We start from the raw sequence: 20,327 nt of genomic DNA on the forward strand, positions 1-20,327 counted from the left end.
AGAGGAGTGAGGAGTGAGCAAGAGCGAAGGCCTGCTTTCGCTCACTTCTCACTTCTCTCCGCTCACTCCTCGCTTTCAGCCCAGCTTGTCTTGGGCCAAAGCGACCCACTCCGCCACCGCCTGCACCAGGCTGCCGGAGAGGATGCCGAACACCACCACCGCCGCCGCGCCCGCGGCCCAGGCGATCAGCATCAGCTTGCCGTCGCGTTCGAGCAGGGCGAAGGCGAACAACAGCAGCAGCGCGCCGAACAGGAAGTTGGTGAACGGAATCGGCAGCGACAGCAGCACGCCGACCAGCACCAGCAGCAGGCCGGTGCAGGCGCTGGCGGCGCGATGGTCGAGCACGGCCGGCAGGCGCGGGCTGACGAAGCGTTCCAGCCGGGTCAGCCACGGCGCCAGCAGGTTGCGGAACTTGCCCAGCGCGCTGCGGTGCGGGCCGCGCCGGGCGATGAAGCCCGGCAGCCACGGCTTGCGCAGGCCGATCAGCAACTGCAGGCCGACCAGAATCACCAGCGGGCCGCTGACCGCGCCGCCGACGCCCGGGATCGGGATGAAGGCGGGCAGGGTGGAGACGAACAGCAGCATGCCGAACGAACGGTTGCCCAGGCCGTTGAACACGTCGCCGAACTTGACCGCCTCGTCGGGATCGCCGGCGGCGATGGCGTCGAGCAAGGCGCGCGTGCCGGCCTCGTGCGCGGCGCCCGCGCCGGCGCGGCGGCGCGCGCCGCCGTCGCCGCGCCCGGGCGGATCGCGATCAGCCGCTGGTGGCGTCATCGTCGCCGGATTCCGCGGGCTTGGCCTGCTGCGGCTGCAGCAGCAGCTTGTCGATGCGCGGGCCGTCCAGGTCGATCACCTCGATCCGCCAGCCGGCCCAGGCGAAATGCTCGCCCACGTGCGGGATGCGGCCGAAGTGGGCGATGACCATGCCGGCGACGGTGTTGAAGTCGTGCTCGTCCTCGTTCGGCAGGCGGCCGCCGACGACTTCGCGCAACTCCTCCACCGGCAGCGCGCCGTCGACCAGGTAACTGCCGTCCTCGCGCTGCACCACCGGGCCGGGCTGGTCGTCGGAATCGGCGTTCTGGACCCGGCCGATGACCGCGCCGAGCAGGTCGTTGACCGTGATCAGGCCGGTGACGTCGCCGTACTCGTCCACCACCAGCGCCACCGATTGCTGTTCCTCGCGGAAGATCTCCAGCAGCTTCAGCGCGTGGGTGGACTCGGACACGAACAGCGCTTCCTTGAGCTGGCCGAACAGGTCGGGCACCCGGCCCTGGACCAGATCGGCCAGCAGCGCCTTGGCCTCGAGCACGCCGAGCACGTCCTGGTCGCTGCCGCGGTAGACCGGGAAGCGCGAGAACGGCGACTCGCGCATGATCGCCAGGTTCTCCTCCCGCGAGGCGGACGCGTCGAGCCAGGCGATGCGCGTGCGCGGCGTCATCAGGCTGTCGGCGGTGCGGTCGCCGAGGCTGAGCACGCGATTGACCATCTTGCGCTCGTCGGCGTCGATCACGCCCTGCTCGTGGCTTTCGCTGACCAGCAGGCGGATCTCCTCTTCGCTGATCTCGCTGCGGGCGTCGTCCTTGATCCCGAGCAGGCGCAGCACGAAGCGGTTGATCGCGCCGAGCGCGCGCACGACCGGGCTGGCCACGCGGGTGATGGTGTACAGCACGACCGCTACCGTGCTGGCGATGCGTTCGGGATTGGTCAGCGCCAGCCGCTTCGGGATCAGCTCGCCGAAGATCACCTGCGAGGCGGTGATCAGCGCCATCGCCGTGCCGATGCCGATCGGACGGGCGTACTGGGCGAAATCGCCGGTCAGCACGTGGCTGAGCCAGCCGGCGATGACCAGGCCGATCGACTCGCCGCCGAAATAGCCGGTCAGCACGCCGATGCCGGTGATGCCGATCTGCACCGAGGACAGCAGGTTGTCGGGCTGTTCGGCCAGCGCCAGCGCGGTGCGCGCGCCCTTGCTGGTCTCGGCCATTTGCTTGAGCCGCAGCTTGCGCGAGGTCATCAGCGCCATCTCCGACATCGCGAAGAAAGCGTTGAGGACGATCAGGGCCACGACGATCAGAAGTTCCAGCATCGGCAGCGCCTCCTGTGGCCGGTGGACCCTCGCAAGGGCGATTCACGGAAAGGGGCGGTGCGGTGCGCGAAGGCCGGCAGGGCGCGGCCGGGCGGCGGTTTTGGGTCGTCGTCCATTGTGTGGTGCGTGAAAGGAAGGGTCGCCGCGGCCGCCGCGCGGGGCGGGGGACGGGGCGGGGCCGATCTTAGCAGGCCCGCGCGGCGCCCTTTCGTGAAAGCCGGGCCGGCGCGCGGAACCGCCAACTCGGTGCGGGTCCGTACCGTACTGGGGACGCCCGGATGGCCCGTCAAGGTGGGCGGGCCGTCGTCAAACCGTCATAATCGCGCCCGCACGCCCCGTTCCGGCTCCCCGGCGCGGCGGCGCGCGGCGCCGGCCCGGCCGGTCGCCGACCCCCATTCGAACCCGCCGGACGGCCTCGCCGCGACCGGCCCAGAGGCTCCCCGCATGTTCTCCCTGCAGACGATTTTCGGCCAAGGCAACCAGTTCTACACCCTGCTGGAGGAAGCGGCCGTCGCCGCCCACGACGCGACCAAGGCGCTGCACGAGATGCTCAAGGCCGCCGACCGCCAGCCGGCGCTGGACGCGTTCAAGCTGGCCCGCCAGCGCGAGCGCGAGACCTCCGACAAGATCAGCCAGGAGCTGGTCGACAGCTTCATCACCCCGATCGAGCGCGAGGACATCGAGGCGCTGTCCTCGGCGCTGTACAAGATCCCCAAGCAGGTGGAGAAGTTCGCCGACCGCTACTCGCTGGCGACCCGCCACCTGGAGCACATCGACTTCGCCCCGCGCGCGGCGATGCTGGAACAGGCCGCCGACGTGGTGGTGAAGATGGTCCACCAGCTGCGCCACCTGAAGCTGGAGCCGATGAAGGCGCTCAACGACCAGCTGCGCGCGCTGGAGAACGAGGCCGACCGGCTGATGCTGGAGCTGTACCGCGACATCTATTCCGGCCAGCTCGACAACCTGCAGATGTTCCTGCTGAAGGAGTTCTTCGAGATCCTGGAGAAGGCCATCGACCGCTGCCGCGAGGCCGGCGTGGTCGCCTACCAGATCGTCCTGAAAAACTCCTGAGGCGCGCGCGATGCTTACGCTCGTCCTGGTGGTGATCCTGGCCGCGTTGATCTTCGAATACGTCAACGGCTTCCACGACACCGCCAATTCCATCGCCACGGTGGTGGCGACCAAGGTGCTCTCGCCGATGCAGGCGGTGATGCTGGCGGCCTCGACCAACCTGGTCGGCGCGTTGTGGGGCACCGCGGTGGCCAAGACCATCGCCTCGGGCCTGATCGACGCCGGCGTGGTCGAAGTCGGTTCGCAGCTGCTGCTGTGCGCGCTGCTCGGCGGCATCATCTGGAACCTGATCACCTGGTGGCTGGGCCTGCCGTCCTCGTCCTCGCACGCGCTGATCGGCGGCCTGTGCGGCGCGGCGATCGCCGCGGCCTCCAACAACTGGCACGCGGTGGTGTGGTCGCACCCGGCCGAACCGATCTGGAAGAGCGCCGGCGTGCTGTGGAAGGTGATCGTGCCGATGTTCACCTCGCCGGTGCTCGGCTTCGCCGCCGGCTTCCTGGTCATGGGCGTGCTGTTCGCGCTGATCTCCGCCATGGCCGCCAGCGGCGGCGTGCTGCGGCGGATCGCGCGGCCGCGCTGGGTCAACGGCTTCTTCGGCAAGGCCCAGCTGCTCAGCGCCGCCGGCATGGGCTTCGCCCACGGCATGAACGACGCGCAGAAGACCATGGGCATCATCGCCCTGGCCCTGATCAGCGCGCAGCAGGCCGGCACGCTCGACAACCTGCCGGCGTGGCTGGCGTTCCTGCATCCCTCGCCGGGCGCGATCGCCCACAACGACATCGACACTTGGATCAAGCTGACCTGCGCCATCGTGATGGCGGCCGGCACCGCCGCCGGCGGCTGGCGCATCATCAAGACGCTCGGCCACAAGCTGGTCAAGCTGCACCCGATCCACGGCTTCGCCGCCGAGACCAGCGCGGCCTCGGTGATCATGGCCGCGTCCTCGCTGGGCATCCCGGTTTCGACCACCCACAACATCTCCGCCGCGATCATGGGCGTGGGCACGGCCAAGCGCTTCAACTCGATCAAGTGGACCGTGGTCGAGAAGATGATCTGGGCGTGGATCCTGACGATCCCCGCGGCCGGCGGCATCGCTTACGGGCTGTTCGAGCTGATGCGGTTCATGGGCTGGATCTGAGGTCCGGCGCCGGATGCGAAAAAGGCCCGCGGATGCGGGCCTTTTTCGTTGCGGGAGATGGGGTTGCGTCGTTGCTGCGATGACGCGGTCGCGGCTCGCGCCGCTCCTACAGGTAAGCCATGCGGCATCCGCAGACCCTGTAGGAGCGGCGCGAGCCGCGACCGCATTCAACCGCGACGAACCCGACCTTCGCGCGAACTCAAAGCAGATCGCCGTCCGCCGACAGCACCCGCTCCATGCGGTCGCCGACGCCGCCGATTTCCATCACCAGGCGCTGCAGTTCGGCCGCGTCCAGGGTCTCCAGCGGGCGGTTCTCGCACAATTGCAGGTAGGGCACGCCGTCGAGGTTGCCGATGGCGAGATAGCCGACGTGGCTTTCCCAGTTGAACGCCAGCGCGCGGCGCGCGTCCAGGCCGGTGGTCGGGGCGATCGCGGTGCTCACCCGCAGGAACGCGCGGCCGTCGTCGTCTTCCTGTTCGGACAGGAAGATCGACTGGTGGCGGGTGCCCTGTTCGAGCGAGAGCTCGACGCAGATCACGCTGTCGTGGACGGACAGGCGGAATCCGGCCTGGGTCAGATGCTTGTGGATACGGTCGAACTGCATGGGGGCGACTCCTGCGCGCAACAGGGCATATGCTACCGCGATGGACAGCGAAACTGCCGCCGAACGCATCTTCGCCGCGATCCGCGCGATTCCGCGCGGCGAAGTCGCCGGTTACGGCGAGGTCGCGCGCCGCGCGGGACTGCCCGGACGCGCGCGCCTGGTCGCGCGGCTGCTCGGCCAGAACGAGGACGCCAGGCTGCCCTGGCACCGCGTGCTGCGCTCGGACGGCCGCATCGCCTTCCCCGAGGGTTCCAAGGGCTGGCGCGAACAATCCCAACGCCTGCGCGCGGAAGGCGTGAAGGTCGAAAACGGGCGGGTGCGCGGCCAGCGCGCGGCGCCGAGCGTGGACGAGCAGATCTGGGGTCCGGGCGACTGAACCGGCGCCGCGGCCCGGCGCGACCGCCGCCGCATTCCGATCTGAACGCGCGGCGCAGCCTGCACGCCGCGCTCACCTCGATGGCGCGCGGGCGCGGCTACCATAGCGCCCGATTCGAGGAGTCGCGATGGTTTCCAGGCTTTTTTCCAGCATCCCGTCGGTCACGCGCAAGCTGCTGATCGCCAACGTGGCCGTTTTCCTGTTGCAGTCCATCGCCGGCGCGAGCGAGGCCACGCGCGCCTGGCCGCTGTGGTTCGAGCTGTGGCCGTGGGTGCCGGCGCCGTACGAGGTCGACGGGCCCGGCTTCATGCCGTGGCAGTTGCTGACCTCCGGCTTCATGCACGGCGGGCTCGGCCACCTGGTGTTCAACATGCTCGCGCTGGTGATGTTCGGCGCGTCGATCGAGCACGAATGGGGCGCGCGGCGCTACGCGATCTATTACGTCGTCTGCCTGCTCGGCTCGGCGCTGCTGCAGTTGGCGGCGGCCACCTATGCCATCTACCAGGGCCAGCTGATCCTGACCCTGGGCGCGTCGGGCGCGATCTACGGCCTGTTGCTGGCCTACGGGGTGATGTTCCCGAACCGCAAGGTGACCCTGCTGCCGTTCCCGATCGTGCTCAAGGCGCGCACGCTGGTGATCGTGTACGTGGTCGCCTCGCTGTTCTACGGCGTGTTCACCACCGGCACCGGCGTGGCCCACTTCGCCCATCTCGGCGGCATGCTGGTGGGGTGGCTGCTGATCCGCTGGTGGCGCTCGCACCCGCCGCGCGGCGGCAGCGGCGGCCCGCGCCGCGACCCGCGCGCCGAGGCGCTGCGCGCGCGGCGCAAGGCGTCGAAGCTGCGGCTGGTCAAGTAAGCCGCGACGGCTGCCGCTGTAGGAGCGACGCGAGTCGCGACCGCGACAACGCACCTACGCCGCAACTTGCGCGGCGGTTGCGTCGTCGCGGTCGCGGCTTGCGCCGCTCCTACAAAAAGCACCCCGCTCAGAAACCGGGGCGCAGCCGCACCTGTTCCAGTTCCTTCTTGACCGAGCGCCAGAACAGCGTCGGCGCGATCCAGGTGTAGGCGCAGAACAGCAGCCAGCCGTACGAGATCGGGCCGACCCATTGCGCCAGTCCCTGCTGCGGCAACGCGATCAGGGCGATGCGGTAGATCAGGAACATGCCCAGCAGCAGCAACACCATGCGCGTGCGCGAGCCGGCGCTGAGGAAGCTCTGCAAGCGCCACCACAGGCCCAGCAGCGGGCTTTGGCGCGCCTTGACGGCGGCCATCAGGGTCAGCGCGTCGGCGTCGGTGGGATCGATCTGCAGGGCCCAGGCGGCGTGCTCGCGGGCGCTGTCGGCGCGGCCGCGGGCGAGTTCGCAGTGGCCGAGCACGCACAGCGCGTCGAGGTGTTCGGGATGGCCGGCGAGCACCTCGCGCGCCAGCCGCTCGGCTTGCGCGCGGTCGCCGCGGCGCAGTTCCAGCCAGGCCAGCAGGGCGGGGTAGTCGGGATCGTCGGGATCGAGCGCGCAGGCCCGGCGCGCCTGCTCCAGCGCCTGCGCGTCGCGGCCCCAGGCGCGGTAGAGGCGGGCGAAGGCGTCGGCCACCGCCGCCGCCTCCGGCGAGCGTTCGCGCGCGGCCTGCAGGTGCGCTTCGGCATCGGCGTAGCGGCGCTGCGCGGTCGCCGCGCTGGCCGCGGCCAGGTGCGCGAACGCCGACTCGGGCGTCAGCTCCAGCGCGCGCCGCGCCTCCAGCGCGGCCGCGTGCAGGCGCTTGCGCTTGACCAGGCACAGCGCCAGGAACGCGTGCGCGTCGCTGTGGTCGGCGTCCTCGCCGAGCAGGCGCAGCAGCGCGTCGATGGCGGCGTCGATCTGGCCGTGCGCGTAGTAGCGCTCGGCCATGCGGTACAGCGCGTCGTGGCCGAAGGCGCTCATTGCAGCGCCGCCCGCAGCAGCGGCGGCAGCGCCGACAGGTCGAGCGCGCCGCGTCCGACCACGGCCAGCAGGATCGTCAGCGGCATGCCGTTGCGCGGCTCGCCGCCGTAGTGCTCCCAGATGTCGAAGGTGCGTTGCTGCATCAGGTACAGCGCGTAGGCCACCGCGACCTTGAGCAGCAGCACCGACAGCAGCGCGTACTGCGCCGCCGCCGGCGTCAGCCAGCCCGCGCCGACCGCGACGGTCACCGCGATCACCAGCACCGGCGCGCCGAGCAGGCTGAGCGCGACGCAGCCCCATTCGCGCATGCGGGTCGGGCTGCCGAGCGCGGCGGAGTTGAACGCGAACCAGGCCAGGCCGAAGCCGCCGCCGGCCAGCATCAGGGTCAGCAGCGGCCACAGCGGATCGGTGGCGTAGCGGCTCAGGCCCGACGGCAGCGGCTCGTCGGGCAGGCGGTACAGGGCGCGTTCGGCCATCAGCCGGCTCCGTGGCGTTTGAGGAAGTCCAGCACCTCGTCGTACTGGCCGCCCTGGTTGGCGTAGCGCGCGTGGTTGCGCGCGGTGGTCAGCCATTCCAGGGTGGTCGCGCGGGTGTCCTTGAGCGCGGTGCGCAGGTGCTGCATGGTCAGCGGCGCCTCGCGGCCTTGTTCGATCGATTCCTCGATCGCCTCGTCGACCGCGGTCTCGACCAGATGGCCGAGGTCGGCGCCGGAGTAGCCCGAGGTCAGCCGCGCCAGTTCGCCGGCGTCGATGCCGTCGGCCTGCGGCCGCTCGCGCAGCAGCAATTGCAGGATCGTGCGCCGCGCCGGCTCGTCCGGCGGCGGCACGAACAGCACCCGGTCGAAGCGGCCGGGGCGGCGGAACGCGGCGTCGACCGCCCACGGCACGTTGGTCGCGCCGAGGATCAGCACGCCGCTGTTGTTCTGGGCGAAGCCGTCGAGTTCGGTCAGGAACTGGCTGACCAGCTTGGCCGCGCCGGCCTCGCGCGAGTGCTGGCGCTTGCCGCCGATGGCCTCGACTTCGTCGAAGAACACCACCGCCGGCGCCTGGCGGCGCGCGGTCTCGAAGATCGCGTGCAGCTTGCGCTCGGATTCGCCGATGTACATGTCCAGCACGTCGGTGATGGCGACGTTGAAGAAGCGCGCGCCGCACTCGCCGGCGGTGGCGCGGGCGAGCAGGGTCTTGCCGCAGCCGGGCGGGCCGTACATCAGGATGCCGCCGCCGGAGCGGCGCTTGAAGCGCTCGAACAGCGAGGGCTTGAGGAACGGGGTGACGATGCGGCGGCGGATCTGCTGCTTGACCTCGTCCAGCCCGCCGACCTGGGCGAAGTCGATCCGCGCCTGCGCCGGTTGCAGCAGGCGGACCACGTCGTCGGCGTCGGTGTCGTCGTTGGCGATGCTGGTCTGCGCGCCGGGGCCGGGACTCGGCCGGCGCGCGGCGGCGAGCGAGATCACCTTGCCGCTGAGTTCCGAGGCCAGCGCGGCGTCTTCCAGCGCCGGATTCAGCGCGATCGCGCGTTGGTAAAGCGCGCGGGCTTCGTCGCGCGCGCCCTCGCCGAGCTTCAGCCGCGCCTGCGCGACCAGCGCGGCGGCCGAATCGGGCGCGGCGACGGCGAGCGCGCGCGCGTCGTCGCCGGCGCGCAGCAGCAGCGCCAGCGCGGCGTCGCGCTGGGCCGGATCGGCGAGCAGGGCCGGACCGGACAGGTCCAGCGCGCGGCCCAGCGCGGCGGCGTCGGCCGCGCCCAGGCAGGCGTCGACCACCAACCGGGCCAGCGCCGGATTGTCGGGGCCGGCGGCGAGCGCGGCGAGCAGGCCGGCGGTGGGATCGTTCGGTGGCGTATCGGGCATGGCGGCATCCGGGCCGGAGCGGAGCGGGTGAATGGAGCGGATCGGTGGAGCGGGTCGGTGGAGCAGGGGAGCGATAGGGTAACCAACCGCCGCGCGTGGCGGCGACGGCGCGCGAGCGCTGCGCCGCTCACGATCCTAACGCGACCGCAGTTGCGGTTTCGCGCGGCCCGCGCCTACAGTGCGCGCTGTGGCCGCGGCATGCGCGCGCGGCCGACCCTCCTACCGATTCCACGCCCGCCCGCCGCGCCGGCCACGCCGCCGCGCGCGCGGCCTAAGGACCCAGGCCGCCTCCGCCATGATTTCCAGCCCGCAAGACTCCGCCGCGCAACACGCCGCGGCCCGCGTCCGCGATGCCGTGCACGCGGCCACCACCGGCCTGATCGAACGCGAGCAACTGGCCGAACTGATCGTGCTGGCGGCGGTGGCGCAGGAGCACTTGTTGATCCTCGGCCCGCCCGGCACCGCCAAGAGCGCGGTGGTGCGCCGGGTCGCCGCGGCGTTGGGCGGGCGTTATTTCGAATACCTGCTGGGCCGCTTCACCGAGCCGTCGGAACTGTTCGGCCCGGTCGACCTGCGCCGGCTGCGCGAGGGCGTGGTCGAGACCGACGTCAGCGGCATGCTGCCGCAGGCCGAGGTCGCCTTCCTCGACGAAGTGTTCCTGGGCTCGACCGCGATCCTCAACACCTTGCTCGGCGTGCTCAACGAGCGCCGCTTCCGCCGCGGCCACACCCAGATCGCGTGCCCGCTGCGGGTCTGCGTCGGCGCGTCCAACGCGCTGCCCGACGACGAATCGCTGGCCGCCTTCGCCGACCGCTTCCTGCTGCACCTGTTCGTCGAGCCGGTGCCGGACCACCAGCTCGAAGCCTTGCTCGCCGGCGGTTGGCAGGCCGAGCGCCTGGCCTTGTCGCACCAGGCCGAACTGAGCGACATCGACGAACTGAGCCGGCGGGTGCCGGCGGTGGCGATGGAACGCGCGCGCGGCGCGCTGGCCGATGCGATCCGCAAGCTGCGCGGCGCCGGGCTGAGCCTGTCGGACCGGCGCATCGTCAAGGCCCAGCGCCTGATCGCCGCGGCCGCGGTGCTGGCCGGGCGCGACCACGCGACCGAGGCCGACCTGTGGCCGCTGTTCTACGTGCTGCCCACGCGCGAGGCGCAGGTGGCGGCGCAGGATGTGCTGCGCGATTCGCTCGCCGCCGCCGCCAATCCGACCCTGCGCGCGGCGGTCGAGCATGCCGCGCTGCAGCCGGTGTCGCGGGTCGCGCGCTTGCTCGAAGCCGCGCGCGCCTGCCTGGCCGGCCCCGGCGACGCGCCCGGCGCGGGCGTTATCGCCGAAGCCTTGCTGCGCGAGATCGACGCCAACTTCGACGCCGACGCGTTGCCGGCCGAACTGGCCGCCGAACGCGCGCGCCTGGCCGAGCGGGTGTCGGCGGCGGCATGAAGTGGTCGTGGGGCCCGGAGCCGGAACCGCCGCCGCCGCAAGGCGCGGCCGGAGTCGGCCGCGCCGCGTCGCGCGCGCTGCTGGCCGCGCTGCAGGCGCTGGAGCCGGCGCGGCGCGGCGCGCTCGCGCTGACCGCCAACGCCGACGTGCTGGTCGCCACCGGCCCCGGCGACGCGCTGCCCTGGTGCGAGGGCGTGCTCTACATCGCCCCGCGCGAGCCCGCGCCGGCGCTGTGGCTGCCGACCACCCAGCGCCCGCAGTTGCCGCTGGACCTGCTGCAGCGCGCGCTGGCGCGGCGGCATCCGCAATCGCCGCTGCTGATGCTGCGCGAGCCGGCGCGACTGGTGCCGTTGCATCGCGCGTTGCCGGCCAGCGACGAACTGATCGCGCAGATCCGCGCGCGCTGGCAGGACTGAGCGCATGCGCCTGCCCGCGACCCTGACGCCCTGGCGGCCGTGGCTGGACTGGTTCGACCCGGACCTGGCCGGCGCGCTCGGCGAACTGCTGCTGCGCCTGCATCCGCTGCTGGGCGCGTTCCGCCTGCGCGCGCAGAGCGGGCAACTGGAACCCGAAGGCATCGACGACCTGCGCCGGCGCGGCAGCTATGAGCGCCTGCTGCTGAGCGAGTGGGCGCTGGCCGACGCCGCGCCGGAGGAATTCGACCGCCGCGCCGCCGGCGGCGAGCATCTGTTCCTGAGCCCGAAGCTGGTCGCGCGCCAGGCCGATGCGCTGACCGTGGCGGTGTTCGACAGCGGCCCGGCGCAGTTGGGCGCGCCGCGGCTGCTGCATCTGGCTTTGTGGATCCTGCTGGCGCAGCGCGCGCAGGCGGCCAAGGCGCGGTTCGCGTGGGGCGTGCTCGGCATTCCCGGCGAACTGCACGAGGCCGCCAGCGCCGATCACTTGCGGCAACTGCTCGATGCGCGCGCGTGGCGGTTCCGCGCCGACGCCGGCCATGCCGGTTCGAGCGCGGCGCGCGCGGCGCTGGAACAGCAATGGGCGCAGCACCTGGACGCGCTGGAGCCGAGCCCCGGCGAACGCTGGTCGATCGGCGCGCCGGGCGCGGGCCACGGGCTCGGCCACCGCGTCGGCATCGGCGCGGCGCAGGCGGGCGAACTGGCGGTGACGGTCAGCGCGGCCCGGGCGCGGCGCGAGGCGACCCTGGCCTTGCCCGATCCGGCGCGCGCGACGCGCTTGCTGCGCGGGCAGTTCGTGCTGGCGCGCGGCTCGAGCCTGGCGCCGCTCGTCGAGCACGACGGCGAAGTGCGGATCGTGCGCATGCGCAAGCGGATTTCGCTCAAGCAACCGCCGCTGTTCTCGGCCGACGGCCACGACGTGGCGGTGCCGCTGCTCGACGGCGCCGCGGCCTACGTGCAGCGCCTCAGCGGCAAGCGCCGGCTCGGCATGCCGACCCTGGTGCGCTGGGGCCCGGCGCGTTCGCTGCTGGCGGCGACGATCCACAAGCACCAGTTCGGCGGCGCGGTGGCGAGCGCGGCCGGGCTGGTGTTCTGGTCGCTGAGCGGTTTCAGCCACGGCGACCGTCCCGACGCGCTCAACAGCGCGCCCGGACAGGGCCGCTGGCTGCCGCTGACGCGTGTGCAGCCCGAACGCCAGGCCTACGACGCCGCGCCGGCGGCGGAACTTCTGATGTTGGCCGCCGGCAAGCTGTGGCGCTGGCGCCAGGACGCCGACACCGCGCGCGCGGCCAGTTTCGGCAACGGCCCGTATTCCGAGGACGTGCTGGCGTTCGCGCCGATGCACGGCGCCTGGGTCGATTACCTGCGCGTGCGCGACAGCGAACTGCAGGTCTGCTGCACGCGCGCCGGTTTCGGCGGGCAGATCCTGGCCAAGGCCGAGTGCGCGGGCACGCCGCTGTCGGCGTGGCTGCACGCCGAGCGGGTCGATCGCCGCTACCTGCGCACCGCCGCGGTGGAACTGCGCATCGGCGGCCACGGCGGCGACCGCGCCGGCTTGTGGCGGGTGCTGCAGTGGCTGGAGCAGGACAAGACCGCCGATTTCGAGATCATCCTGCCGAGCGAGTGGAAGGTGATCGGGGTCGACGCCGGGCCCGAGGGCGCGGCCGCGTTGATCGCGATCAACCCCGACCGCACCGCGGTGCTGGCGATCGGCGAGAAAGAGCGCCGCACCCTGTACCAGTCGGCGACCCGGCTCAGCGTCGGCAGCGTCGCCGGCGGCGGCGAGACCATCGCCCTGATCGATCTCGACGGCCGACTGGTGGTGTTGCACGAACGCGGCGCCAGCACCACGATCTACGCCGGGGGGAGCGCAGATGAGTGACGCGCACGGCGCGCAGGTGCGGTATCCGGTATGGCGCGGCCAGCAGGCCGTGGCCGGGCTGTGGCTGCCGGCGGACCTGCTCAACGCGCAGCAGCGCGGCGAACGCCTGCTGCATTGGTGGGCGCCGGGCTGCCGCGCCTGGCGCTTCGACCGCGGTCCCGCGCGCGGCGACCTGCTGCGCTTCGAGGCCGAACGCGCGCTGCACTGCGACGACGCCGGCGGCACGCCGCTGTGCCGGATCGGCGCGCACGGCCTCTACGCCGGCCCGCTGACCACGGCCGAACGCGAGGGCCTGGCGCCGGCCGACGTGCGCCTGGTGCTGGGCGGGCAGTCGCTGGCGCTGGATCTGGCCGACGGCGAAGCGCTGGACCCGTCGCTGGCGATCGAACTCGACGACTACGCCCTGCACGACACCTTCGTCTGCGACCGCGCGCTGCCCAAGCTGCAGCCGGACAAGATCGCCGGCAAGGCGGTGCGCGAACTGCTCGGCGACCGCATCGCACCGCCGAGCGAGGAACGCCAGCGCTTCCTGCGCGCGCTGGGCCGCGACCGCGACGATGCAGGCAACGACAAGCCGGGCCTGCTGGAACGCGCGACCGGCGTGCGCGATGGCGCCGCGGCGTGGTTGCTGCGCCGCTTTCCCGGGCTGGGCGTCGGCTTCGGCTTCGGCGGCGGTGGCGGTGGCGCGGGCGGATTCGGATCCGGCGTGGCCGACGCGACGACGTCCGGTTCCGCCGGCGGCATCGCCCAGCGCCGCAACACGGTGCTGCCGCAGCGCTGGCGCGCCGCGCTCGCGCGCATGGCCGCGGCCAGCGGCGCGGCGCGGCTGATCGGCCTGCGCCAGGGCGCCTACCTGCGCCGGCTGCTGGAACAGTTCGACCACGGCGATACCCTGGAAGCCTTGCGCCACGCGCTGCCGATCGACGGCGACGACGCCGGTTCGCTCGGCCAGTCCTTCGGCACGCCGGGCCGCCGCGACGACCTCAGCCTGAGCGCGCAGCGCAACGTCGGCGCCAGCATCGGCGCGGGCCACGACATCCGCGAACTGCTGCGCCAGCGTTACCGCCGCGCGTTCGAGCGGCTCGACGGCGCGGGCAAGATCGACGAAGCGGTGTTCGTGCTGGCCGAGTTGCTCAACGCGCGCCAGGAAGCGCTGGACTATCTGGTCAAGCACGGGCGCGCGGCGCAGGCGGCGGAACTGGCCCTGGGCTGGGACATGCCGGCCGACGCGATCATCCGCCTGCTGATGCTGGCCGGCGACGCCGAGCGCGCGACGCTGGTGGCGCGCCGCGACAACGCCTTCGCCACGGCGCTGGCGCTGCTGGAAGGCGCGTCCGGACACCGCGCGCACGCGCTGAGCCTGCGCCGCGAATGGGGCCGCGCGCTGGCCGCGCAAGGGCGCTGGCTGGACGCGGTGGAAGCGGTGTGGCCGGACCCGGATTCGCGCGAACAGGCCGCGCGCTGGCTGCAGACCGCCGAGGCCGGCGGCGCCGAACTGTCGGCGCGCGCGCTGGTGCGCCGCGCCGCGCTGCTGCCCGACACCCTGCAGCACTACGCCGGGCGCGTCGCCGAACTGACCGACCCGGACGCGCCGGCGGCGCCGCGCGAAGCGCTCGGCCTCGCCCTGGCGACGATCGCGCACGCGCAGCGCAACGACGCGCTGGCGCGGATCGCCGCGCGCGCGCTGCCGGCGCTCGCGGCCGATCGCGCCGGCGGCGCCAACGCGCTCGAACGCGCCCAACTCGACCGCATCCGCGCGCTCGCCGCCGATCCCTGGCTCGACGCCGACCTGCCCGTGTGGGGCGTGCCGCCGACGCCGCCGGCGCTGCCGCTGTGGGAACGCCGCGCCGCGCTCGAGGCGAGCCTGCAGGCCGATCCCGGCCTGCAGGCGCCGCTGGATCTGGCCGCGCTCGGCGACGGCCGCTGGCTGGCCGCGTTCGGCGAAGCCGGCGCGGCGATGTTCGACGCCGCCGGCCGCTGCCTCAAACGCTATGCGGCGCCCGCGCACCGGCTGGTGATCGGCGACAGCGGCGAGGTCGCGCTGGCGCTGGCGCGGCGCGAATCGGTCTGGCGCATCGCCCGGCTCGACCTGACCGGGCACCGCATCGAAGACCTCGGCGCGTTGCCGCTGCAGTTCTTCGCCGACCGCTTCGACGGCGTCGCCTGGGCGGCGGTGGCCGGCCAGCGCATCGTCGCCTTCGATGCCGGACCGGTGGGCGAGGGCGCACGGCCGCTGCAGGTGCTGTGGAGCGTCGGCGACCTCGGCGGCGACATCGTCCAGGCGCGGTTCCTGCGCCACGACGAACTGTTCCTGGTCGCCGGCCGCGGCGTCACCACGGTCTGGCATTACCGCACCCATCCCAGCCGCGGGTTGGTCTCGCGCGAGCCGGTCGAGGTGCCGGCGCACGGCTGGATGCTGCTGGACCCGCACAACACCGTCGACGACGTCGTCATCGCCGCCAACGAAGACGGCGGCATGCGCTTCTCGTTCCGCTTCAGCGGCCGCAACTGCGCGATCGACCTGGAACCGCCGGAACCGGTCGGCGGCGAATGCGAGAGCTCGCTGATCCCGCTGGCGCGCGGCTTCCTGGTGGTGCTGCACGGCGTCTACCGGATGCGCGCTTACCTGATCCGCCGCGGCAACGACGAGGCCGCGCGCTGCGTGGCGCGGATCGACTGGCCGCAGGCGCGGCTGCGCGCGCGCGAGCAGGCCGACCGGCTGGTGCTGTTCGACGAGGAAGGGCGGGCGATGTCGATCGGCGTGGAGACCTCGCAGGTGCGCAGCGTGCAGTTGCGTTGAGGTCGCCGCAGTCGGGTGTTCCCCGGTAGCAGCGGCGCGAGCCGCGACCGCGCCAGCGCAACTGCGCCGAACGCCGCGTCGAGGCTGCGTTGGCGCGGTCGCGGCTCGCGCCGCTCCTGCAGGAGGCTTGGGGCGGCGTCGGTTGCGCGGCCGCGCCGGTTGGCCGGGCTTCGGCAATGGCGCTTGGGTGAATCGCTGCGGTTGGTCGCGGCGTGCGCAGGTCTTGCACAAGGCTGCGCGATGTCGGCGCCGTCCGATATGCCGCCGCAAAGAAAAAGCCCGGCAGGCGCCGGGCTTTTTCGTTATCCGCGTACCGCGCCGGCGATCAGGGAAAAACCTTGATCTGCTGGTCGGCCTTGCGGGTCATCGCGGTGCCGGCCTTGCAGCCGTAGGCCTCGCCGAAGGCGGGCAGGTTCGACAGCGGGATGTTGGTGCGCCACTGGCCCGGGGCGTGGATGCCCGAGGCCGCGCGCTGCGCCGCCGCTTCCGGACTCAGCTGCTGCGCCCACACGCCGGCCCAGGCCTTGAAGAAGGTCTGGTTGGCGTCCTTGCTCGCGGCCGGCTGGGCGGCGCGGTACGCGCTCCAGGCCAGTTCGACGCCGGCCTGGTCGGCGATGGCGACGTCGCGCACCTGGTTGCCGTTGACCTTGACCGAGCCCAGGCCCGGCCAGGATTCGGCGCTGTACTGCGCGGCCACGCGCGCGGCGAGCGCGTCCCAGGCCGAGACTTCGGCCGGGGTCCACCAGTCGCGCACTTCCTGCTTGGCGTTGACGTAGCGGCCGCGGCTGTCGAAACCGTGGGTCAGCTCGGCGCCGACCAGGGCGCCGAAGGAACCGTACTGCGCGGACTCCGGACGGCTCATGTCGAGCACCGGCGCCTGCAGCATCGCCGCGGTCACGATCAGGCGGTTCTGGGCGATGTCGTAGGCCAGCGACGGCTCCTGCGGCAGCACGTCCCAGCGGCGGTCGGCGTTGCCGCGGCCGATCCGCTTCATTTCCTCGCGGTGGCGCCAGGTCGAGGCGATCAGCATGTTGCTGCCGAAGCTGCCGCGGCCCATCGGCTGCACGGTGTAGTCGAGGTCGCGCTTGGGCGTGCCGACTTCGATCTTGAGCTTGCCGAGCTTGGCGCGCGCTTCGTTCTTGACGCCGTCGCTGAAGCGGGTGTCGGCGTCGATGGCCTTGGCCAGCGCTTCGCGCACCTGCTGGGCGATCTGCTCGGCGCGCTGGTCGGTCGCGGCCGGCAGGTAGCGCGCGGCGTACTCGTGGCCGACCATCGGGCCGGCGGCGAGGGTGATCGCGTCGAGCACCGCCTGTTGGCGCGCGGGCTGCTCGCGCTGGCCGCGCAGGATCTTGCCGCGGAAGTCGAATTCGGCGTCGCGGAACGACTTGGCCAGGTACGGCGCCATCGAATCGCCGACGCGCCAGCGCAGGTAGGTCTTCCACTGCTCGGGCTTGAGCTGGTCGATCAGCTTGTCCATCTCGGCGAACAGCGCCGGATTGGCCATCGACACGCTGTCGTCGCTGACGCCCTGGGCCTTGAGGAAGTCGCCCAGCTGCAGGCGCTTGTAGGTCTTGCCCAGGGTGTTGGTGGCGACCGTCGCGTAGTTCGCGCGCGGATCGCGCAGGTCCGCCAGCGGCTTGGAGGCGCGGGCCAGGCGGGTTTCCAGATCGATCACCAGCTGCGACTCGGCGGCGAGCTTTTCCTTCGGCGTGCCGGTCAGGGTCAGGATCTTCTGCACGTAGACGTTGTACTGCGCCAGCAGCTGGCGGGTGTCGTTGTCGGTGCGGGTGTAGTACGCCGGGTCGGGCAGGCCCAGGCCGCCCTGGCTGAAGTAGCCGATGTGGCGTTCCAGGTCCTGCAGGTCGATGTCGGCGCCGAAGTTGAACAGCACCGGGATGCCGACCTGGTGCAGGGCGGCGATCGAGGCGGGGATGTCCTTGGACTTCTTGATCGCGTTGATGCGGCCCAGCAGCGGGGCGATCGGCTGCGAGCCGTCGCGCTCGACCGCGGCCTCGTCCAGGCCGCTGGCCCAGAAGTCGCCGAGCAGCTTCTGCACGTTGCCCTGCGGCGAGGTCATCGCGGTGTTGAGCAGTTCCAACTGCTGGCGGCGGGCGTTGTTGGCCAGGGTTTCCAGCGCCGAGACCGAGGCGGCGCCGGACAGCGGGTTGGCGCGCAGCCAATCGGCGTTGGCGTTGCCGTAGAAGTCGGTGCAGGCGTTGGCGACGGCCGGGGCCTTGGACTTGGGCGCGGCCTTCTTCTTGGCGGCGTCGGCGGCGGGCGAGGCCAGGCCGGCGATGAGGCTCAGGGCGAGGGCGCAGGCAAGCGGGCGTAGGGTCAGCATCGCGTAGTCCATCCGGAGGATGCGGGAGTTTAACAATCCGGCGTGGGATGGCGGTGAACGGGGTTGGGAGTTCGGTGTCGTGACGCTGTTCCTCCTCCCGCTGGCGGGAGAAGGCGGCCCGAAGGGCCGGATGAGGGCGGCGGCGGGCGGTCCTCATCCCAACCCATCTCCCGCAAGCGGGAGAGGGGCTAAGCAAAAACAAAGGCCCGGGGAATCCCCGGGCCTTCGTCGATGCATCGGCTTCGGCGCAATTACCGCGCCGCCACGATCACCAGATGATCACCTGCTTGTCGCCCTCGCGCACCATCGGCTGGCCCGGCTTGCACGAGAACGCGGCCGCGAACGACGGCAGGTTCGACGGCGCGCCGATCGCGCGGAAGTTGGCCAGCGCGTGCTCGTCGGTCTGCAGGCGCATCTTCTCCTCGTCCGGGGTGAAGTTGCGGCGCCACACCGTGGCCCAGTTGAGGAAGAAGCGCTGGTCGCGGGTCAGGCCGTCGGTCTTCGGGTCCGGGGTCTCGCCCGCGGCCTTCTTCATCGCGTCGTACGCGGTGGCCAGGCCGCCGAGGTCGGCGATGTTCTCGCCCAGGGTGTGGGTGCCGTTGACCTTCTGGCCGCCGATCGCGGTGTAGCCGTCGAACTGCTTGATCAGCTTGCCGGTCAGGCCCGAGAACGCCTTGGCGTCGGACGGCGCCCACCACACTTCCATGTTGCCGGTCGGGCCGAAGCGCGAACCCTGGTCGTCGTAGCCGTGGGTCATCTCATGGCCGATCACCGCGCCGATGCCGCCGTAGTTGGCCGCGTCGTCGGCCTTGGGATCGAAGAACGGCGGCTGCAGGATCGCGGCCGGGAACACGATCTCGTTCTGCAGCGGGTTGTAGTAGGCGTTGACGGTCTGCGGGCTCATGCCCCACTCGGTCTTGTCGACCGGCTTGCCGACCTTGCTCAGGTTCCACTTGTAGTTGAACTCGTTGGCCGCCTTGACGTTGGCGTAGTAGCTGTCGCGGCTGGTCGCCAGGCCGCTCCAGTCGCGCCACTTGTCCGGGTAGCCGATCTTGGGGGTGAAGCCGGCCCACTTCTCCAGCGCCTTCTTCTTGGTGTCGGCGCTCATCCACGACAGGTTCTCGATGCGCACCTTCAGCGCCTGGCGCAGGTTCTCCACCAGCGCCTGCATGCGCTGCTTGGATTCGGCCGGGAACGCGACCTTCACGTACAGCTGGCCCATCGCTTCGCCGGCCTGGCCCTCGACGGTGTCGAGCACGCGCTTCCAGCGGTCCTTCATTTCCTTCTGGCCGCGCAGGGTCTTGGAATAGAAGTTGAAGTTCTCCTGCACGAACGCGTCGGACAGGAACGGCGAGGCGCCGTCGATCGCGTGGAAGCGCAGGTAGGCCTGCCAGGCGGCGGCCGGGGTGTCGGCGATCATCTTGCTGACTTCCTGGTGGAAGCCCGGCACCGCCAGCGAGAACATCTTCGGCGCGGCCACGCCCTGCGACTCGAAGAACTTGGTCCAGGAGAAGTTCGGGGTCAGTTCGTCGGCCTTGGCCGGGCTGAGCGGGTTGTAGTACAGCGAGACGTCGCGCGAGAGCTGCTCGCGGGTCTTGGAGGCCTTGGCCAGGCGGGTCTCGAACGCGATCACGTCCTTGGCCTGCTTGGCGGCGTCCTCGGGCTTGGCGCCGCCGAGTTCCAGCACCTTCGCCACGTGCTGCTCGTACGCGGCCAGCTTGTCCTTGAACTTGGCGTCGGTGTAGTACGGCGCGTCGGGCAGGCTCAGGCCGCCCTGCGAGGCGTAGGCGATGTTGTTGGCCGAATCCTTGAAGTCGGCCTCGGCGCCAAAGCCGAACAGCGGGTTGTCGCCGGTCGCGGCGGTCTCGCGCAGGTAGGCGGCGATCTTCTCGGGGCTGTCGATCGCGTCGATCTTGGCCAGGTCGCCCTTCAGCGGTTCCAGGCCCTGGGCGTTGATCTTGGCCTCGTCCATGCCGGTGGCCCACAGGTCGCCGACGATCTTCTCCACGCCGGTGGCCTTGGTGTCGGCCGCGGCCTGCTGGGCGAGCTGGTGCTGGACGTCGTTGGAACGCTCGTCGAGCATTTCGAACGCGCCCCAGGAGGTGCGGTCGCCCGGGATCGGGTTGGCCGCGAGCCACTTGCCGTTGGCGTAGCCGGCGAAGTCGACGCAGGCGTCCTTGCTGCTGTCCAGGTCGCCGATCTCGAAGCGGTTGACCTTCTGCAGCTTGCTCTCGTCGAGCGTCAGCGCGGCGGGTTCGGCCGGCTTGGCGGCGGCCTGGTCGGCGGCCGGTGCGTTCGCGGCCGGGGCTTCGGTTTTGCCGCCGCAGGCCGCCACGGCGGTGGCGATGGCGACGGACAACAACAGGACTTGCGGTTTCTTGAGGGTCACAGCGGGCTCCGGCCGTAAGGCGTAGGC

16 protein-coding genes are annotated in these 20,327 nt (G+C 71.8%); 8 read left to right on the top strand and 8 right to left on the bottom strand.

Features of this window, described 5'->3' with window-relative positions:
- Positions 1 to 75: 75 nt before the first annotated feature.
- A complete protein-coding gene (locus RDV84_RS15235; protein WP_250449603.1) occupies positions 76 to 774 on the bottom strand; it encodes an exopolysaccharide biosynthesis protein in 699 nt (232 codons plus the stop codon).
- Complete coding sequence (locus RDV84_RS15240) at positions 755 to 2,086, bottom strand: hemolysin family protein (RefSeq protein ID WP_057948339.1); 1,332 nt, start codon at positions 2,084 to 2,086, stop codon at positions 755 to 757. The genes RDV84_RS15235 and RDV84_RS15240 overlap by 20 nt, the downstream gene beginning before the upstream one ends.
- Before the next feature lie 444 nt (positions 2,087 to 2,530).
- Here RDV84_RS15240 and RDV84_RS15245 point away from each other — a divergent pair, with 444 nt between their 5' ends.
- Both RDV84_RS15245 and RDV84_RS15250 read left to right on the top strand, forming a co-directional pair.
- Positions 2,531 to 3,157: a DUF47 domain-containing protein gene (locus RDV84_RS15245; protein WP_057948338.1), complete on the top strand. Its 627-nt coding sequence runs from the start codon at positions 2,531 to 2,533 to the stop codon at positions 3,155 to 3,157.
- Between the two features lie 10 nt (positions 3,158 to 3,167).
- Positions 3,168 to 4,295: an inorganic phosphate transporter gene (locus tag RDV84_RS15250; protein WP_057948337.1), complete on the top strand. Its 1,128-nt coding sequence runs from the start codon at positions 3,168 to 3,170 to the stop codon at positions 4,293 to 4,295.
- A 199-nt stretch (positions 4,296 to 4,494) separates the two neighbouring features.
- Here the strand turns inward: RDV84_RS15250 and RDV84_RS15255 are convergent, their stop codons facing one another.
- Positions 4,495 to 4,899, bottom strand: a complete 405-nt coding sequence (locus tag RDV84_RS15255; RefSeq protein ID WP_078998955.1) for a hypothetical protein — start codon at positions 4,897 to 4,899, stop codon at positions 4,495 to 4,497.
- Here RDV84_RS15255 and RDV84_RS15260 point away from each other — a divergent pair.
- Positions 4,898 to 5,275, top strand: a complete 378-nt coding sequence (locus RDV84_RS15260; RefSeq protein ID WP_101944026.1) for an MGMT family protein — start codon at positions 4,898 to 4,900, stop codon at positions 5,273 to 5,275. The two genes, RDV84_RS15255 and RDV84_RS15260, sit on opposite strands and share 2 nt — an antisense overlap.
- A 127-nt stretch (positions 5,276 to 5,402) precedes the next feature.
- Entirely contained in the window at positions 5,403 to 6,131 is a 729-nt protein-coding gene (locus RDV84_RS15265; protein WP_057948334.1) for a rhomboid family intramembrane serine protease, read from the top strand.
- A gap of 127 nt (positions 6,132 to 6,258) precedes the next feature.
- Here RDV84_RS15265 and RDV84_RS15270 read toward each other — a convergent pair whose 3' ends face one another.
- Genes RDV84_RS15270 through RDV84_RS15280 form a run of 3 tightly spaced genes read right to left on the bottom strand, consistent with a single transcriptional unit; the run spans position 6,259 to position 9,037 of the window.
- A complete protein-coding gene (locus RDV84_RS15270; protein ID WP_309150807.1) occupies positions 6,259 to 7,191 on the bottom strand; it encodes a tetratricopeptide repeat protein in 933 nt (310 codons plus the stop codon).
- On the bottom strand, positions 7,188 to 7,667 hold the full coding sequence (locus RDV84_RS15275) for a hypothetical protein (RefSeq protein WP_309150808.1): 480 nt from the start codon (positions 7,665 to 7,667) through the stop codon (positions 7,188 to 7,190). Before RDV84_RS15275 ends, RDV84_RS15270 begins: the two co-directional genes overlap by 4 nt.
- The gene (locus RDV84_RS15280; protein WP_309150809.1) at positions 7,667 to 9,037 is read right to left on the bottom strand and encodes an ATP-binding protein; all 1,371 of its coding nucleotides are present in this window, start codon (positions 9,035 to 9,037) and stop codon (positions 7,667 to 7,669) included. Before RDV84_RS15280 ends, RDV84_RS15275 begins: the two co-directional genes overlap by 1 nt.
- A gap of 295 nt (positions 9,038 to 9,332) precedes the next feature.
- On the opposite strand from RDV84_RS15280, the gene RDV84_RS15285 reads away from it, so the two are divergent.
- From RDV84_RS15285 to RDV84_RS15300, 4 genes are read left to right on the top strand one after another with little or no spacing between them, the layout of a single operon-like run.
- Entirely contained in the window at positions 9,333 to 10,475 is a 1,143-nt protein-coding gene (locus tag RDV84_RS15285) for an AAA family ATPase (RefSeq protein WP_078998953.1), read from the top strand.
- Positions 10,472 to 10,891, top strand: a complete 420-nt coding sequence (locus RDV84_RS15290) for a bpX5 domain-containing protein (RefSeq protein WP_309150810.1) — start codon at positions 10,472 to 10,474, stop codon at positions 10,889 to 10,891. Before RDV84_RS15285 ends, RDV84_RS15290 begins: the two co-directional genes overlap by 4 nt.
- Before the next feature lie 4 nt (positions 10,892 to 10,895).
- Positions 10,896 to 12,770 carry a hypothetical protein gene (locus RDV84_RS15295; RefSeq protein ID WP_309150811.1) on the top strand — a complete coding sequence of 625 codons (1,875 nt, stop codon included), beginning with the start codon at positions 10,896 to 10,898 and terminating at the stop codon, positions 12,768 to 12,770.
- The gene (locus RDV84_RS15300; RefSeq protein ID WP_309150812.1) at positions 12,763 to 15,570 is read left to right on the top strand and encodes a bpX6 domain-containing protein; all 2,808 of its coding nucleotides are present in this window, start codon (positions 12,763 to 12,765) and stop codon (positions 15,568 to 15,570) included. The genes RDV84_RS15295 and RDV84_RS15300 overlap by 8 nt, the downstream gene beginning before the upstream one ends.
- A 325-nt stretch (positions 15,571 to 15,895) precedes the next feature.
- On the opposite strand, the gene RDV84_RS15305 is transcribed toward RDV84_RS15300, so the two are convergent.
- Both RDV84_RS15305 and RDV84_RS15310 read right to left on the bottom strand, forming a co-directional pair.
- Positions 15,896 to 17,911: a M13 family metallopeptidase gene (locus tag RDV84_RS15305; RefSeq protein WP_309150813.1), complete on the bottom strand. Its 2,016-nt coding sequence runs from the start codon at positions 17,909 to 17,911 to the stop codon at positions 15,896 to 15,898.
- 268 nt (positions 17,912 to 18,179) lie between these two features.
- Positions 18,180 to 20,300 (bottom strand): M13 family metallopeptidase, encoded by a 2,121-nt coding sequence (locus RDV84_RS15310; protein ID WP_425606258.1) that lies wholly within the window; start codon positions 20,298 to 20,300, stop codon positions 18,180 to 18,182.
- Positions 20,301 to 20,327: the final 27 nt, after the last annotated feature.

It is taken from the genome of Lysobacter yananisis, from assembly GCF_031199375.1.
GTDB classification, from domain to species: domain Bacteria; phylum Pseudomonadota; class Gammaproteobacteria; order Xanthomonadales; family Xanthomonadaceae; genus Lysobacter; species Lysobacter yananisis.